Genomic DNA, 16,659 nt, shown 5'->3' on the forward strand with positions numbered 1-16,659 from the left:
GGCTATCCTCTCTATCCTTTCTGCTATTGAACAATTACTTCTTAATTTGAAGTTGCCCCCTGCAAGCTTGCAGCTTGTTCTTTTTTCGCTTTCTCTTCTGCTTCCAGTTCAGCTGCTTCACGCGCTAACTGCTGTTTTTCAAATACTTTAAAGAACGGGTAGTAAATCGCCATTGAGATTAAGAAGTTGACGATCACCAGAATCGCTGCTCCGATACTCCAATCAGTACTCATCCAAGCGGCAATCGGTGCGGGGATGGTAAAGCCATAACGCGCGACCATCATTGGAATTAATCCTGAGACTGTCAAGAAATAAGACAGCGTCGTTGTCACTAATGGCGCTACGATAAACGGAATCCCTAATAGTGGATTCATCACGATCGGCGCGCCGAAAATCATCGGTTCGTTAATATTGAAAAGTCCTGGTAAGAAAGACAAACGGCCTAGGCTCTTTAAATATTTTGATTTTGAGAACATAAAGAATACGACCAATGCCAGAGTAGTTCCTGCTCCGCCGATCCAGATGAACCATTGTAAAAATTGCTCAGTGAAAATATTTGGCATTGCAGTGGCACTAGCACCATCCGCAAAAGCTTCCATATTTTCAGCAATCGACAATTCCCAGAAAGGACGAATCACTGGCCCCATGATCGCTGGGCCATGAATTCCTAATACCCAGAAGAAGCAAATCAAGAAAACTGTTAATAAACCGCCAAACAAGCTATTTCCTGCTAATACATCTTTAAAAGGCATCAATAAATTACTCAAGAATCCATTGATATCAAAACCAATCATATGGCGAATCACCCAAAATAAAACTAAAATCGCTCCTCCGGGGATTAACGCCATAAATGAGTTAGTCACTTCTGGTGGAACTCCGTCTGGCATTTTAATCGTAATATTCTTTTCGATGAAAATACGATAGATTTCAACTGAAATAAGTGCTGTCACGATTGCGCCAAACAATGATGCTGCGCCAAGGTTTGCGATATTGATGTAACGACCAGCATCAATAACGCCGTCCACATTGTCGAATACGCGAAGCGGAGGTGCTGCAGTTACTAGAAAAGCCATGACTGACAAGATTCCGGCAGTTAAGGAATCAACTTTATAGCTTTTAGCTAATTGTGAAGCTATCCCGAATGTTGCGTATAATGCCAAAATACCTACTGTGTAACGAAAAGGAATATCTAAAATAGCTAAATACGGTTCAATCATTGCGGCGACCGAAGGAATCAGAAAATTCAAGAAGATCGTGAAGAATGAGCCGACGATCGTCAGCGGCATCGTTGCTACGATTCCCTTTCTGATTGCCATCATATGTCGCTGGGTACCGATTTTGTTAGCGAACGGCATCAATTTCTGTTCAATCGAATTTACAAGTCTATCCATTTCTTAACCTCCGTTTATAACATTATAATGTTTACAAGGTGAATAATAGCATATGTATTTTCTATTGTAAACGCTTTTTAGATTTTATTTTTCACTTCTTTTAAAAAAAAGCTTTTCAATTGTTTTATATTTAAAAAAGCTGCAATAGAAATCTATCACAGCTTCACTCTTAAGTTTCATATTCAATTTGATACGCATGATCGGAAGTATTGTAAAAAGCTTCAGAATACTCAATCACCTTTTGATCATAGTCATACGATTTTCGCATTCTCTTCAAAGCAACCTTTGCCTCAGTTTGAAGAAGTTTTTGTTGCTCATTTGTTAGCTCAATCGCTAGGAAATCATCCATGAAACGTTCGATGTCTAATCCACTTTGATAAAGGATTCGATAGAGGGACTCTTGCTCTAACTCTTCTTTCGTAACCCTTTCCAAAGAAGTCGGCAAATAATGTGTCGCGTAGATATAAGGCTTCCCATTTAAAACATACATTCGCTGAAAGCAAATCGCTTCAGAACCAAAATACTCAAATGCCGGATCACATTCATTAAGCTCTACGTTGTTAACGTCAATTATGACTTTTTCCACGCTTAGATTTGATTTTTCTAAAATTTGAGTGAAACTAACAGCCTTCGATAATTTATTGTAGGGGCGTTCACTGAGTACGGTTGTCCCTTTTCCACTCTTTTTCTCTACATATTCATCCGCCGCGAGCAGCTCAATGGCTTTTCTGACAGTGATTTTACTTACACCAAAAAGTTTTTCAAGCTCCGTTTCCGTCGGTAGCATAGTACCAACAGGATATTTGCCAGAAAAAATATCTTCCTTTATTTTTTCAGCAACTTCTAAATACAATACACGCGTTTTTTTCATACGTTCCACCTTTCCACAAGCAGTTTTTCATTTACTTAGAATAGCATTTAGATGAGTGTTTGCAAAGTTAGATTGTATTTACTGCTTAAATACACATTAACGTAGCGCATCGGTTTAATTTTTGCTACTCTTTTTATATCATAACTATTACAGGAGGACTATAGATGGACTTACAAGATTTCCAATGGACACGTTTTCCGGAAAGCTATCAACTTTTCGAAGACAGAATAGAAATTGTGACAAAGCCTCAAACAGATCTTTGGCAAAATACTTATTATCACTTTCAAAATGATAATGCCCCTGTATTTCAAATGACAACCGACAAACAATATTTCAGTTTTGTCGTAAAGACGGATTTCGCTGACAGTCATCATCGTTTTGATCAATGTGGCATCGTCATGTACCTAGATAGTAAAAACTGGTTAAAAGGCTCTATTGAATACGAGAATGAAGATTATCAGCATTTGGGAAGTGTCGTGACAAATCAAGGGTTTTCAGATTGGGCGACAACAGAGATTGATGCCTCAATCAAATCAATGTGGTACCGCTTGAGCAGACGAGAAAGCGACTATTGTATCGAGTGTTCAACTGATGGAATCACATTTCAACAAATGCGGATTTGTCATATGATCAACGGAGGCGGAAAAATTCAGTTCGGAATCTATGCATGTTCTCCTGAGGCCTCTTCTTTTAAAGCAGTCTTTACAAACATACAGTTATTGGACTGTCAATGGTTGGCCCATGATGGACAACAACCTGACACAGAGTAATTTAAAAAAGAATGAGCTGATACAAAAATGTTCGGCTCCTTCTTCTTTAAACTGGGTAAATAAAAAACCCTTGATTTCTCAAGGGTTCGAAAGACATCTTTAAAATTAACGACGAATTTCTTTGATACTTGTGAAAAGTCGTTAAAGTGTTGATATAAAAGGATTTTTATTACTTCTGACTACATATTGACTACTTCTAAAAAAATGCAGTTTTCAAGAATCTTTTAATACCAGTGTTTTTACCGTTTTTTTAACTTTCTAAAGAACTAAAAGCAATCAGAGGTTTTACCTTTTCAGTTGATGTTAAATGGCGGTAAATTTTAGAAGTTGTTCGATCTGTGTGACCTAATCGATCCTTTAAGACATCCCAACTACAATACTCAGCTACTAAACTTGCCATTGTGTGGCGAGCCAGATGAGTATGAAAGGGTTTATTAATTCCCGAACGATTAACACACCGTTTGACATGATCATTTACATACTCTCGACGATAAGGAACACCACGTTTACTAGAATCAAGATAAACAAACAAATATGTTTCTTCTATATTAAACCTGTGATATTGTCTCATCTCATCCAAAGCCTCAATCAAGTGTTGCAGTTTTTCCATAACCAGAGGCGTTACCGGAACTCGCCTAGCAGAACTAATTGTCTTAGTAGTTTCAATCCGAAAATCCTTACTTTTACCCTTAACTACTGTTTGCTTATAGAATAGAATTTCATTTCTTTTGAAATCTATATCTTCAGGCTGTAGAGCAAGAGCCTCGCTGACGCGGCAACCAGTGTAAAACAAAACATGGAAAAGGACAGACATCGGTAATTCCTCATGAACAAGGCCATAATTCAAAAAAGTTCTCAATTCATCGACAGTAAGAAACTTGTCCTCAATATTATTCACGGCTTCTTTTAAATCATTTACCGTCAACTGATATTTTGGCATTCTCACAGACTTCATTGGGTTTTCACTTATCAAATTCTTCCTTTGACAATATTTGAAAACCATATTCAAAACTTGAATAAGTGATTGCAAACTATTTTTTGCATAGCCCACATTTGCTCCATTAACACCACGTTCTTTCAAATTGAAAAGTAGTTCTTGAAGGCACTCTGGTGATAAATCAGATAACTTTTTATCACCAATCCATCGAACAATAATTTTTAATTGTTCTTCTCGCTTATCATAAGTTGTTTCTTTTTGCTCATTTAACGAACGATAATATTTAAACCATTGCTCACCTACAACACTGAACTTATCGTTACTCGCAATGATTTTTTTCTTAATCCTTTGTTGCTTCTCCATTTCAAGATATGCAAGTTGTGCCTCACGTTTTGACTTAAAACCACGTCTTGTTGTCCGAAACGCTTGGAAATACCACGTGACTCTACCAGTAGAACTAATGTGCTTCTTAAATCGATCTTTTGTTTTCAATTACAGATTCCTCCTTTTGAAAGAAGAACCCCTTAATCGGAAAAACACAAAATCTCTTATTCTCTCTATATAAATAGTACCGCAAGTATAGAAAAAATGGAATATTATAAAGAACGCAAAAGTCGAAGTTTTTCACGATAATCATTCGAATCACTCTTTCTCATCCATTGTAAAATATCATCACGAAGATAATGTCCCCGAATCCCATACCAGCAAGATGGAAAATCACCAAGTTTTATTAAACGATTCAGTGTACTATCACTGATCTGGAAAAGTTTCTTTAAATCAGAGTTTGTTAAGACTAACGGTAACTGACTTATTGCAAGCAATTCTTCTGTGTAGTTTTCTAGTTTTTTTTGTAAAATTGAATAGAATTCTATTTCAAAAGAATTAACATTTGTTTTAACCTCCAACTCTTTCACCCTCCTCTGTCAGATTTGTATCACTCAACATAGTTTCCCTCTAATAGTAGACTTTAAAAAAGAATTTTCTTATATAACTAGGAATCTCAAATATGAATATAATTAATTACATTCATATAAAATCACATCTAACGGTATACCATCTTAATACAGATACTTAAATAGTAGTTTTTCTTATCTATCAGCTGCTTTACTCAAGCACATAGGAATTTCACCTCCCCCCAGTAATGGCGGGCCAATTTGGTTACGGAAGTATCATTATTGAAATCACGATTTCCATTTCAAAAACTGTCGCTCAAAGTATAATCTTGTCATGGCGAAACTAATTAGAAACTCGTAATCTACATGTACTGATAGATTTACTATTCACTTGTCAAAGATCGTCAGGCTATTTTCAGCCTATGAAAAGGAAAGGGAAAAAATACGTTAACGAGTTGTGTCAAATTCAAGTATCTTCTCAATCAGTTTTGTCTCCAGTTGTCTACGCATATATTCATCTACGTACATAACTACTCCTTTTTCTTCTTCATATATTGATTTCATGGCTAATCGTGAAATATAATTTTGATATTTTGACAGAACAATGGACATGGCGAGCGAATCACCAGAAGCTGCAGCTTTAATAGTGGTAACTGGTATGAACGGTACATATCGTTTATTTTTCTTCATAATTACCGCCTAAATATTTTTCTAAATCTTTCAAAGCTGTTTGTCGTTGATACCAAACACTACCGATACTTTTCCCAATAATTTCGCCAATTTCACGATCATTGAGACCGATGAAGAAGGACATCAGAATGATCTTTTGTCTTTGAATAGGTAATTTTGCAATCGCATTTGCCAACTCTTCATTTGATATAAGAATCTCTATACCAAGTACAATAAAACTATCACTACTATTAAAATTGGGTTCAGAATAATTGAACTCTGTACCCAACCCTTTTTGTTCCAATAGTTCCATTGAGACTTGTCGTTGGCGAAATCTAGCATATTTCTTCTGAATATTTAATGCCTCATTACGTATTACCTTCTTACAAAAACTGTCAAATACGTGTTGAATGTGGGTTTCCTCTGAGTCGCCCATAGAATTCTCCTCCTTAAAAAATTCATTCAACTCGTTTTACTTCTATCCCTTTCCATTATTATTACAATCTGGGAGTGAGCATTTTTCGAAAAAAATAAAATTTTTTCAAAACAAAAAAGGCATACAGACAAAAATTGTCTATACACCTCACACAAACAGTTAGGCTAATTCATTATCGTGCACTTTAAGTATTTGACTTTTATAGAATTAAAATTGAAGATTGCCAAACATAACAACTTTAATCAAATCAACATAAATCTACAATCTTAAACCGCCCTTGACAGTATCAACTGATTTTCATCAAGTCTATTCATGAGCATTAAATAAAATTTTTCAATAGTGCGAATTTCATTTGATAAAATAAAATCAAGCCCCCTTTAGTTTTAATATGCTCTTCATTTTCAGATTTTGGTAAATATAGCAGCTCAATCTCTAAACAATGGCGAATAGCAAGTTGAGGAACGAAAACTCTATGTCTTCTATTAACTCCCATGTCCAACGGGAGAATAGGACTCCACTAAAATATCGTTTTGCTCACAAAAATCAATTAGCTCAAAAAGAGTATTAGAAATATGTCTCAAAGAATGAAATCTCTTTCTTCCCCCTGTTAAATCGTGTATTTAATTTACGGTGCCATCCCTTTTAATACATGGCCATTTTGACCTGGTTATTCATAACACGTAATATCTTCTCATTTTATCAGTTTGTATTTACATCTTAGCTTAGTGTCGTTCCGCCAACAGCAATATTGTCATAAAGATTGATTCTCTTCACACCATTTTTAATGGCCTGTTCTATATTCATAAAATTTTCTCCACAAAATTCCTTAATCATTTTTTGCCTACTTTCAATCGTACTTTCTTATCCATTATTAAGGGGATAGATTGTAACTCCTTCAACAACTCGATTGACCTCTCCACTAGGACAGGGATCATCTGGCACAATGCCGACATCCATTGACTTGTGCAAAGCTAGAATTTGCGCAAAAACGATATAACATAGTCCCAAATATACGTTATCCATCGTTCCATCTACTTTATAGCAATAGCGATAATCCACTGTCGTATCAACATCGAAGGGTTGATTGTAAAGGACACAGATCTTGTACCCATTCTTTTGACCTATGACTTCATTTAGAAAATCGATCTCATATTTTCTAGAAAATTCATTGTCACTCAGATAAAGTACCAAGAGTGTCTCGTTGTCTATTGCTGACTTAGGCCCATGTCGAAAGCCTAATAGTGAATCGAACATGGTTACGACCGCTCCTTGAGTCAGCTCCAGCATCTTCAATTGCGATTCCTGAGACACCCCTTTTAACGTGTTGGACCCCAAAAAGATAATGCGCTTGAACTGGAACTCCTTAACAATTCTTGTGATTAAGGAATAATCATTCTTGATGAGATTCGTCACAGAAGGAATTATTTTCTCAACTTCACTCTTCATCTGACTAAAGTCTTCTAAATTTAAAGCAAGATAAGCAGATAAATACATGCAACTATAACTAGAGGTCATTGCAAATCCTTTATCTAAAGTTTCATCTGGAAGCAATAAGGTACATATATTTTCTTTTCCCTTGCCATAGTTCGCTAATTTTCCTTGTTTGTTACAAGTAATGAACAAATGGTAGATATTTTCACAAATTTTGTCCGCATAACTCACACTGCCTAAAGATTCAGGTGAATCGCCAGAGCGAGCGAATGAGATTAGCAATACTGGTTTGTTTTTTGGCAAGTAGCTTCCTGGATCCGTTACAATTTCTGTTGAAGCGTATGAAAAAATGTGCCCGCTATATTTTTTCTCTAAAGAATGTACCAAAGCATTACCGATAAATTCACTCGTTCCTGCACCAGTAAAAATGATCTGGTACTCTTTTTGATCCACAATCTTTTGGATGAATTGCTCCAACTCTTCTTTTTTCTCTGCCAAAATATCTATAGTTCTTTGCCAAACTTTTGGCTGTTGATCGATTTCTGTAGCGGTGAATACTGCTTTTTTTTCTTTTAGCGTTTCATTATCTAATGCAAAAATACTCATAGCTGTGCTCCTTTTTTATAAATTCCCTTCATTTAAAAGGACTACTTCTCCTGTTTCAAGCGATTGATGGACAGCTGCGGCGATCTTCGTTGCCATTAACCCATCGACAGCATCGCAGCGAAAGTCTTTATTCTCAATGATATTACGAATAAACTCTTTCATAGGATCAAGACCAAAGCCGGAAACTTCATCTTCACCAAAGTTCATGAAAATATAGTTTGGCAAGCTGGCCTTTTCGCCATAGCTCTTTACCCCACGATAGGATTCATTTTTTAGGTAATGGTTATCCGTCAACATTACTAGCTGACCATCATTCGATTTAGGAAACGAGTCTGGTAGTATCCACGAACTTTCAACGACCCAATTGCTGCCGTCAGTCATCTGCAAGATTGCTTGAGCGGAATCATACGTATCGATTTCTTTGTCTGCAAGCATCTTCTTGTTGCCTACTGCATAAACAGATTGAACTTCACTATTGGTCATATATCTGATCAGGTCATAACAATGAACTCCTAAAAACCAAACTGGTGAAGATTTAGCCGTCCAAGAGAACCAGTTTAACGGGACAGAGATCACGTCATCCAATGAGATATAGCCACGAATGATTTGATCATTTTTAACAAGATCTTTCATATTGTTGTAAGCAGGATCCCAGCGTTTGTGGAAATCCACCATGATTTTCGTGTCATGTTTTTTAGCCAGCCGAACGATTTCTTCTGCTTCATCGACCGTCGTTGCCAAGGGCTTTTCAACAAAAATGTTCTTGATCCCTGCTTCGATTGCCTCTTTCAAAGGAGCAAAATGATAAGGATCAGAAGTTGCGATGCTAATAGCATCAATGCTTTCTTTTTCCAACATCTCTCCCATATTTGTATACCCCGTAATCCCATAGGAATCTTCCGCTACTTTTAAACGTTCTTCATTCAAATCACAAACGATCACTTTTTCAATGTTGGGGTCTTTCATGTAAGTTCGAATGTGATATGTTCCATAGATTCCAGCACCAATTACACCAATTGTTAGCATTTTATACCTCATCTCTTCTTTATACTTTTTCTGTCGCACTCGTTTCTTCTGCGCTTCGTTTATTTTCGATCATCTTTCCGCCGAATATTACCACTAGAATGACTGCCACCAACAGGATCGGTCCAACCGTTGGAATCTGTGCGATCATTGTTGGGAACCAGATACCAAAATTCCCCAACGCCATGGTCGTTGCTTGCTGCCCTTCCTGAACGAAGCTCAAACCGGCACTATCTGCTAATTGTGTAAACAGTGGCGCCGCCCAGCTAGAAATCCACAAAACGATTGGAATAAAGATCACACTTGATACGATTGTTCTTAAACGATTTCCTCGGTGGATAATTGTAGCAAAACAAACGTAGAACGCTGCGAAAGGTACCTCGCCTAGTGGAAGTGTCGTATTTCCTGGTAAAATTGCTGCAAAAATCATAAATACAGGAATCATTAACATACCAACACTGATAGTAACAGGATGTCCAATAGTAACAGCAGAATCTAAGCCGATATATAACTCACGATCCTTGAATTTAGTAGCAAAGAATTTCTTCGCCTGATTTGAAATTGGGATCAATCCATTCACAATCAATTTGACCATATTAGGGAATAGAACCATGATTCCGGCAGTTTTCATTGTTACTTCAAGAATGCCAGGAACATCATATTGAGCAATGATTCCAAAGACTGCCCCCAGAATTAATCCCAAGAACAACGGATCGCCAAAAATCGTCCCAATAACATTCGCAATCCCTTTTTCATTTTTGATTTCATTTTCGTCTTTGTGATCAAACAATGGTATAAAGTCGTAAATTTTGTCTAATACAATGAACAAAGGCGCACTCATTGCAGCAAAACCATGAGGAATCGAAATGGCTTCGATACCAATAATTTTTTGGGTTTTCTTCGCTGTGATATCTGCGATCTTCAATCCTAATACTGCATGAGTCACACCGGCTAAAATCGCAACGATGAAGCTACCTGTTAACAGATTGACAAACCCGGCTGTAATTGCAAAATACCAAAAGTTATAGATGTCTACATTCACTGTATTCGTTAATTTGAAAAAGACCATCACAATATTCAGAACTAAGATCACCACGATCAGTACTGCGCCTAAGGAAGAACCAAAACCAACGGCTGCTGCAGGTCCGCCCCCTACATCAATTGCAGTCAAATTCAAATTCAAGCGTTCCACCATGATTTGAATGACTGGAGATAAAGATTCTGCTGTCAAGGTACTAACAATCGATACACCAATGAGTCCGATACCAACTGTAGCTCCCGCCTTTAGTGCTTTTAAAAAGCCCAGCCCAAAAATCAACCCAATAATAAACATTAAAATTGGAACAAAAACATAGCTGCCAAGATCAACAATGTATTGAATGATATCTACTAGCATAATTAACCTCCTTATTTTAAGATTCCTACAATTTGTTCAATGACTGTTTCTTCATTAATCCCTGTTAAAAAGGCACTCCCATGGACCACAGGTGTTGTATAGTCTGAATTGATCTTCATTGTTGTGATGAATATATCTGCCTTGTCATCGTATCCTTCCAATTCATTTAGTGTTGTTTGAATGATATTGGCCCGAATATTATTCTCACTCAATACCTCTTCGATCTTATCCCTTACCATTGAAGATGTAGCTAAACCCGCTCCGCACGCAATAACGACTGTTTTTTCCATTGTTTTCCCTCCTTATTTATAAAAAACTATTCAATAGCTGTGCTATCTCTTCTTCGCTCTCTTTTTCTTTCAACAAAAGAATGAATTCTTCCTTACTTAACATTTTCATGATTGTCTGCAGCATCTTCAGTTGCTTATCCGACTCGGAAATCGCAAGTAGCATGACGATTTCAACGTCGATCTCTGTATCACAATCTTCCATAGAATGAAAAATGACAGGTCTATCAAGAACTCCAACGGCTACTCCATTTCCAAAAACTTTGGAGCTTCTGGCATGAGGAATAGCAACGGCCCCGCTTTTGACTGCTATTCCAGTGGGAAATACTTTCTCTCTCGAAAGTACATCCTTTTTGTAATCTCCTCCTACTAATCCACTTTTTTCCAATAATTCTGCTAGACGATTAATCGCCTCTTTTTGATCTGCTACGCGCAGATCAGAATAAATCAGATCTGGTAAAAATTCAAAGTCATTCATTTGCTTCCTCCTTCCTCAAACGATTACTAGAATTCGTGTATTACTTTTTCTATTTCTTCCTTTTTTTTTGCCGACAATATGTCGACAACATTCTGATAAACGTTTAGCTTTTCAACTAAATGCTGAAGCACCTTCAAATGAGCATTTGAATCCTCCGCAGTCATTCCTACGATCAGTTTGACGGGCAAGTTATCTTCAACAGCTGTGAACGCTTTATTCAGTTTCACAATTACTAATGCATTTGAATACTTTTTATCTGGCTTTCCGTGAAACAAGATGACATTAGGCAGTAAATAATAAGGTCCGAATTGTTCTAGGCTTTCGTTAATTTCATCTTTGTAGTTACTTCGTTCCTGTTCATTTTTTATTAGCTGGTCAGCCACGAAACTGGTCAATTGCTTCCAGCCATTCACTTCCTCCAATATTTGTACAATTAGGCTATAAGGTAAGATATTCCTCCCCTCCTTCGTTGTTTTTACATTTCTTACCTGTACTTACAATATAGTGAAAACGCTAGCAAAAAAGAAGTCCAAGATGGTGCACAAAGAGTGTGCACCATCTTGGACTTCTCAGACTGTAGACAAAAGCTGTTCCAAACTCGTAACTCGAGCTTGGAACAGCTTTTTATCTACTTCGTTTCGAAATTTTGAACAAAAAAATAAAGGCTCCTTGCCTTTCCATAGCCAGGTGGCTAATTTCTTTAAATTCATTGCAGCAAACACTAGCATCGTATGCGTCGCGACTTTTTCCAAGCCTCGATACTTGGTCTAACGCATCCCATGCTTTTCTTTTGCATCTGCAAATATTCGTTCAATCGTTTGTTTCCGTTTTTTGTAAATTGATTTATTCAGATCCGTTAGGCGAAGATGTTCCACTTCATCCATCAGATCTCCCCAAACATGTCTCGTGATGACTCGTTGATGATTTTTACTTTTGGTACATTGGTTTAGCAGAGGACAGTTCACACATTCTTTTGGATTGGATTTGTATTCTCGGTACCCTTCTCGAGTAACCGTTGAAAAAGCGAGCATTTGATCCTGCGGACAAATGTAACAATCATAATACTCGTCATAGAGAAACTCGTTTTTTGATAATAGCCCTTTTTTCCCTTTGGGCCTTGAATAAGGCAAACAAGGTCGAAGATTCAAATGAGTCAAAAAGTGAACAAACTTAGGTTTCTTGTACCCAGCATCAGCGACAACACAGTTGATTTCAGGAAAAAGTCTCTTCGATTGTTTGACGAGCTGAAAGGCGACTTGACTGTCATGAATATTTCCAGGAGTGATGATTGTGCTAAGAATAAATCCGTTGTCGTCACATGAAGTATGGGCAGAATAAGCAAATTGTTTTTCTCGTTCGCCTTTGACGTAGTAGCCGCTTTCCGGATCAGCCTTACTTATTTTTCTTTCTTTCAGCTTCACTTCCTTTTCTAAGTCCAAAGTAAAAGGGCGTTTTCCGGCCTCTATTCGTTGACGATTGATCTCATCTTCTAATTCATCCTGATAGGCTTTCGCTTCATCGTGGGTCATTTCCTTCGTAAACTTATGTTTATTGGCGTTAGCTTTGATGTGGGTAGAATCAAGATACAAATTATCCTCTGTTACAAAACCTGCTTTAACTGCTTGTTCTAAAATATAGGCAAAAATATCCTCAAACACCGTCGTTTCTCTAAATCGGCGGACATAATTCTTTCCAAAAGTTGAGAAATGGGGGATTTTCTCCTCGAAGGAATAGCCTAAAAACCAGCGGTAAGCGACATTGGTATCGACTTCCTTAATGGTTTGCCGCATGGAACGGATACCGAATAAATACTGAATAAACACCAATTTGATCAGAATCACTGGATCGATACTTGGGCGACCTAAATCGGAGTAAGTGGCTTCGACGATTGGATAAATAAATTCAAAATCAAGCGCGGCATCAATCTTTCGAACGAGATGATCTTGAGGAACCAGATCATCAATCGTGAGCATCGCAAATTGATTTCTACCGTTCGTATTGTTTTTAGACATCATAACTATCACTCCTTGCATTCGTTTTCATAAATCTATTATAAAAGAAAAGACTGTAGACATCATCCATAAAACGGACTTCTCTAAAAACTAGAACATTCCTTTAGCTAATTCATAGCATTCTGTTACATTTTTTGTTTGAATGATGCTTTTAACAGCATCGGAATTTTTCGCGAATTTCAAAATATCATTCAGGTAATTGAGATGCTCATACTCATTAGGCGACGCGACAACAAATAGAACGTTGATCTCATTTTCCTCATCAAAACAAATGCCTTCTGGACACACCAGCATAGATATCCCTAATCGATTGACACCATTCTCTGGTTTCGCATGGGCCAACGCGACATTTTTCCCTAATACAATATACGGTCCGTATACATCCACTAGGCGGATCATCTCTTCCACGTATTCCTGATCAATCGTTTTGGTCGCTCTTAGCGGTTCTGCTGCCATCGCTACCGCTTCACGCCAACCTAAAGGAGTTGCGGCGATTTGAATATTATGCTGGCCAATTAGTTCCGTTAAAGAATAACGGTATTCATGTTCAACTTTAATGATTGGATTAGAATGATTGACAAAATCAATGATTTCTTTCGTGATAATCGGCATTTTTTCCGATTCCACATATCGAGCAATAATATCAAACAAACCATTGATTTGCTGATCATCCGCATGGTAGCGACTTTGACTCAAAAAAAGAACGGTGGCAATTTTTTCTTTGTCTTCTTTTGTCAAAATCGGATTTACTTTGATAAAAGGAAACTCTGTGTCCAGATCAATGGTCGAGATAATGAAATCAAATTCCGATTCTTTATCCGCTATATCACTGATAGCAGAAGCGCCAACGACCTTGATCTCTGGAGATAGCTTTGTCACTTCCACCTGTAACAAATTTGAAGTTGATTGACCGCTTGGACAAACGATCAGAACTCGTTTGCTAGAGCTCTTTTCAAAAGGATCTCTTAAATGACTCCCTAAATGCAACGTGATATTTGCGATCTCACTTTCAAATATGGGAACAAGAAAATCATTTTTTAAGGATTCACAGACGATTTTTGTTGCGGAGTAAATGCTTGAGTAATTCGTCTTAATCTCTTCCAACAATGGATTCACTGCTTGTATGGATAATTCATGATAATGGAGGGATAAACTCAAATGTAGATAAATTTCGTTGACTAACGTATCTTTATCAAATAGCGTATTATTGGTGACGACTTCAAATTTCTCAACGATCTTTTCTGATAATTTTAATAGCTCAACATTCTTTTCTCTGTCGATTTTGAATTCGGTCGCCGATCGGGTCCCCAACAGATGCACAGTCAAGTAGAAGCGGTCATGGATCGAGAACTCCGTAAAATGTTCATCTACTTTAGCTAATTCTATCGTATCCTGAATAAAATGTAGTTCCTTAATACTGAACTCATAACGTTCATCACCGCGCCTGATGACAGAAAGAAGCGCCGCTAAAGCCAGTAGGGATTCCTCATTGTAACTACTATCTAATTCATTTGATATGATTTTTAACTTATTAAAATTTTCATTTACATCGTTGATATTCAGAAAAGTAAGCAAACGAATATCGACAAACTTTAATAGACGTTCAATGAAAAATAGGAATACCTCTCTCTTATTGATCAATTTTCCTTCGATCTGATAGCCCATTTTAGGAGAATAGCCAATCGTTAATTGATAGTTTTCCAATTCTATTTTCGTTTTCTTAATATCTGAAATGATTGTATTTCGTGAAACCTGACACATTTTTTCAATTGATTCAATCAAAATTTTTTTCTCTGGAAACATTAAGTAACAGGCAATCAAAATCACTCGCTGTTCAGGACAAAGAACCAACTCTGTTTGACTGGACCTCAGCGTGTTCTTTAAGATTCTCTTTTCCTCTGGATCTAAAAACAGTCCTTTTTGCTCCCGAATCGAAAAATCAGAAAATCCTATTTTCTGAAAATATTCGTAGATCACTTTCAAGTTATTATATACAGATCGTTTGGAGAGATGCGTACTATCTTGAATATCGCTAATCATTAGAGGCTCTTCGTTATCTAGTAGCATAGTGACGATTCTTACTTGGCTATCATTTAATACGAATTTTTCCACTTCTAGAAACTCCTTTCATTTTCTGTTTCAATAGATTAAATAATCTACAGATCCTATACGACACGCACTCAGGTGTTGAAATTCAAAGAAAAGCTGACTACTATTTTAGAATTAAAATGCAGTGGTTTTCTCTGCCATGATTGCGGACAAACATTTTCTGCGAAATCGGACTTAGTTGATGAACACCATCAACTAACATTGAAAGTATTTTAATAAATGAAAAATTTTGCTATAATTTTTCTCAAATAAAAATACAATTTGAGGTGACTACATTATGCGATATTTTATTTGTGACAAAAAAGCCAATTATAAAGGACAGCATTTAGTGCACACCTTGTTTTGTCCTTCTCTCCCTCATGAAAACCGCAGACAAATTGTAGGGAGATTTGATAACTGTAAACAAGCTATTGAATATTTGTACAGTCTTAACAAAGATACTGGTTTTAAATTTATTGGTTGCAAACGATGCAATCAATCATGATCTGAACATATCGATTAAATGTAAGTAAAATTATCGAACATCTTTTTGTTAGATGTTCTTTTTTGTAATTTATTTTACACATCTCTATTCTATCCAACTAAAAACGTTATTTCGAGTATATGATTCATTAATAATCTAAGTTAACTAAATCGCTATTTTTTTATACTATATTAATATCATTTTTTAAAACCTCAGTTGTTGTGGTGGTTATCTAACTTATTTATCACCGCTATTTGCTTATTTCCTATTTTTTATAAGCATCAAGATAAATCACTATTAATTGCAAAATTATAATACACGACATCTGAAATAATGCTACTCAATAGTGTTTTGCCATTTTGTTATGCTTTACAAATACAAAAGATAAAAAAACATCTTTTACAGCGATTTTCTTTACTTTTTGCGAACATCTCGAATTGTATTTATGCCATTTAATATCAGTATTTCTTTGTTTACCTTATCAATTTCTATTTTCCCATCAATTTGAAACTTAGAAAGATTTTTCATATTCTTAATTATCTAAATGGCGGATTTGTATCATCAAATAAGGCCATCTGCTGTTGTTGATATTTCACTCCTGCACTTGATAAAATTTACTTGAAAGTAAGGGTTAAAACATGCCGTTTTACTATTTTAATAACTATGTGGATAATCACTATCGACATGAGTTGCATACGGAAAGCAGTTCATGTCGTAGATAGGTTTAATTTGTTTTGTCTCTATGAAAATCATTCTATGATTTGATACTAACACCTGTTTCTTCTGAATAACTTGAACTGAACATTATTTAGTTCTCTAAACAAAATTAGAGGTATCTAATAAATTCATTTTGTTAACTTAATGTCTGCCGATCATTTCTAAAACCT

15 protein-coding genes and 2 pseudogenes are annotated in these 16,659 nt (G+C 36.4%); 2 read left to right on the forward strand and 15 right to left on the reverse strand.

What is annotated here, in order from left to right; translation table 11 throughout:
* Window positions 1-41: 41 nt before the first annotated feature.
* Together RV13_RS17135 and RV13_RS17140 are read right to left on the reverse strand one after the other, a co-directional pair.
* Window positions 42-1,391 carry a PTS sugar transporter subunit IIC gene (locus tag RV13_RS17135; RefSeq protein WP_060789512.1) on the reverse strand — a complete coding sequence of 450 codons (1,350 nt, stop codon included), beginning with the start codon at window positions 1,389-1,391 and terminating at the stop codon, window positions 42-44.
* A 169-nt stretch (window positions 1,392-1,560) separates the two neighbouring features.
* Window positions 1,561-2,262, reverse strand: coding sequence for a GntR family transcriptional regulator (locus RV13_RS17140; RefSeq protein WP_010746107.1), 702 nt, complete (start codon window positions 2,260-2,262; stop codon window positions 1,561-1,563).
* Window positions 2,263-2,426: 164 nt separating this feature from the next.
* Here RV13_RS17140 and RV13_RS17145 point away from each other — a divergent pair, with 164 nt between their 5' ends.
* A complete protein-coding gene (locus RV13_RS17145) occupies window positions 2,427-3,032 on the forward strand; it encodes a DUF1349 domain-containing protein (protein ID WP_010746106.1) in 606 nt (201 codons plus the stop codon).
* A 250-nt stretch (window positions 3,033-3,282) separates the two neighbouring features.
* Here RV13_RS17145 and RV13_RS17150 read toward each other — a convergent pair whose 3' ends face one another.
* From RV13_RS17150 to RV13_RS17210, 13 genes and pseudogenes are all read right to left on the reverse strand, one after another.
* On the reverse strand, window positions 3,283-4,461 hold the full coding sequence (locus RV13_RS17150) for a site-specific integrase (RefSeq protein WP_028021254.1): 1,179 nt from the start codon (window positions 4,459-4,461) through the stop codon (window positions 3,283-3,285).
* Between the two features lie 104 nt (window positions 4,462-4,565).
* A complete protein-coding gene (locus RV13_RS17155) occupies window positions 4,566-4,874 on the reverse strand; it encodes a helix-turn-helix domain-containing protein (RefSeq protein WP_035019937.1) in 309 nt (102 codons plus the stop codon).
* A 435-nt stretch (window positions 4,875-5,309) separates the two neighbouring features.
* Window positions 5,310-5,552, reverse strand: a complete 243-nt coding sequence (locus tag RV13_RS17160) for a helix-turn-helix domain-containing protein (RefSeq protein WP_028021252.1) — start codon at window positions 5,550-5,552, stop codon at window positions 5,310-5,312.
* A complete protein-coding gene (locus RV13_RS17165) occupies window positions 5,539-5,967 on the reverse strand; it encodes an RNA polymerase sigma factor (RefSeq protein ID WP_016182060.1) in 429 nt (142 codons plus the stop codon). The genes RV13_RS17160 and RV13_RS17165 overlap by 14 nt, the downstream gene beginning before the upstream one ends.
* Window positions 5,968-6,684: 717 nt before the next feature.
* Entirely contained in the window at window positions 6,685-6,801 is a 117-nt protein-coding gene (locus tag RV13_RS17170) for a copper homeostasis protein CutC (RefSeq protein ID WP_016182059.1), read from the reverse strand.
* Between the two features lie 27 nt (window positions 6,802-6,828).
* Window positions 6,829-8,004, reverse strand: coding sequence for an SIS domain-containing protein (locus RV13_RS17175; protein ID WP_016182058.1), 1,176 nt, complete (start codon window positions 8,002-8,004; stop codon window positions 6,829-6,831).
* A 15-nt stretch (window positions 8,005-8,019) separates the two neighbouring features.
* Window positions 8,020-9,030: a Gfo/Idh/MocA family protein gene (locus tag RV13_RS17180; protein ID WP_016182057.1), complete on the reverse strand. Its 1,011-nt coding sequence runs from the start codon at window positions 9,028-9,030 to the stop codon at window positions 8,020-8,022.
* Window positions 9,031-9,049: 19 nt separating this feature from the next.
* Window positions 9,050-10,423, reverse strand: a complete 1,374-nt coding sequence (locus RV13_RS17185) for a PTS galactitol transporter subunit IIC (RefSeq protein WP_016182056.1) — start codon at window positions 10,421-10,423, stop codon at window positions 9,050-9,052.
* Window positions 10,424-10,434: 11 nt separating this feature from the next.
* Window positions 10,435-10,713 (reverse strand): PTS sugar transporter subunit IIB, encoded by a 279-nt coding sequence (locus tag RV13_RS17190; protein ID WP_028021250.1) that lies wholly within the window; start codon window positions 10,711-10,713, stop codon window positions 10,435-10,437.
* A 16-nt stretch (window positions 10,714-10,729) separates the two neighbouring features.
* Window positions 10,730-11,188 (reverse strand): PTS sugar transporter subunit IIA, encoded by a 459-nt coding sequence (locus RV13_RS17195; RefSeq protein ID WP_016182054.1) that lies wholly within the window; start codon window positions 11,186-11,188, stop codon window positions 10,730-10,732.
* A gap of 26 nt (window positions 11,189-11,214) precedes the next feature.
* Window positions 11,215-11,610 carry a PTS sugar transporter subunit IIA gene (locus RV13_RS17200; protein ID WP_071875980.1) on the reverse strand — a complete coding sequence of 132 codons (396 nt, stop codon included), beginning with the start codon at window positions 11,608-11,610 and terminating at the stop codon, window positions 11,215-11,217.
* A 147-nt stretch (window positions 11,611-11,757) separates the two neighbouring features.
* Window positions 11,758-13,203 (reverse strand): annotated as a pseudogene (locus RV13_RS17205) (IS1182-like element ISEfa7 family transposase).
* A gap of 87 nt (window positions 13,204-13,290) precedes the next feature.
* Window positions 13,291-15,312 carry a BglG family transcription antiterminator gene (locus RV13_RS17210; RefSeq protein WP_060789513.1) on the reverse strand — a complete coding sequence of 674 codons (2,022 nt, stop codon included), beginning with the start codon at window positions 15,310-15,312 and terminating at the stop codon, window positions 13,291-13,293.
* 51 nt (window positions 15,313-15,363) lie between these two features.
* On the opposite strand from RV13_RS17210, the pseudogene RV13_RS20825 reads away from it, so the two are divergent.
* Window positions 15,364-15,510: pseudogene (locus RV13_RS20825) on the forward strand (ISL3 family transposase); the annotation flags it as partial.
* Window positions 15,511-16,659 lie beyond the last annotated feature (1,149 nt).

It is taken from the genome of Enterococcus raffinosus, assembly GCF_001886185.1.
Classification (GTDB): Bacteria; Bacillota; Bacilli; order Lactobacillales; family Enterococcaceae; genus Enterococcus_A; species Enterococcus_A raffinosus.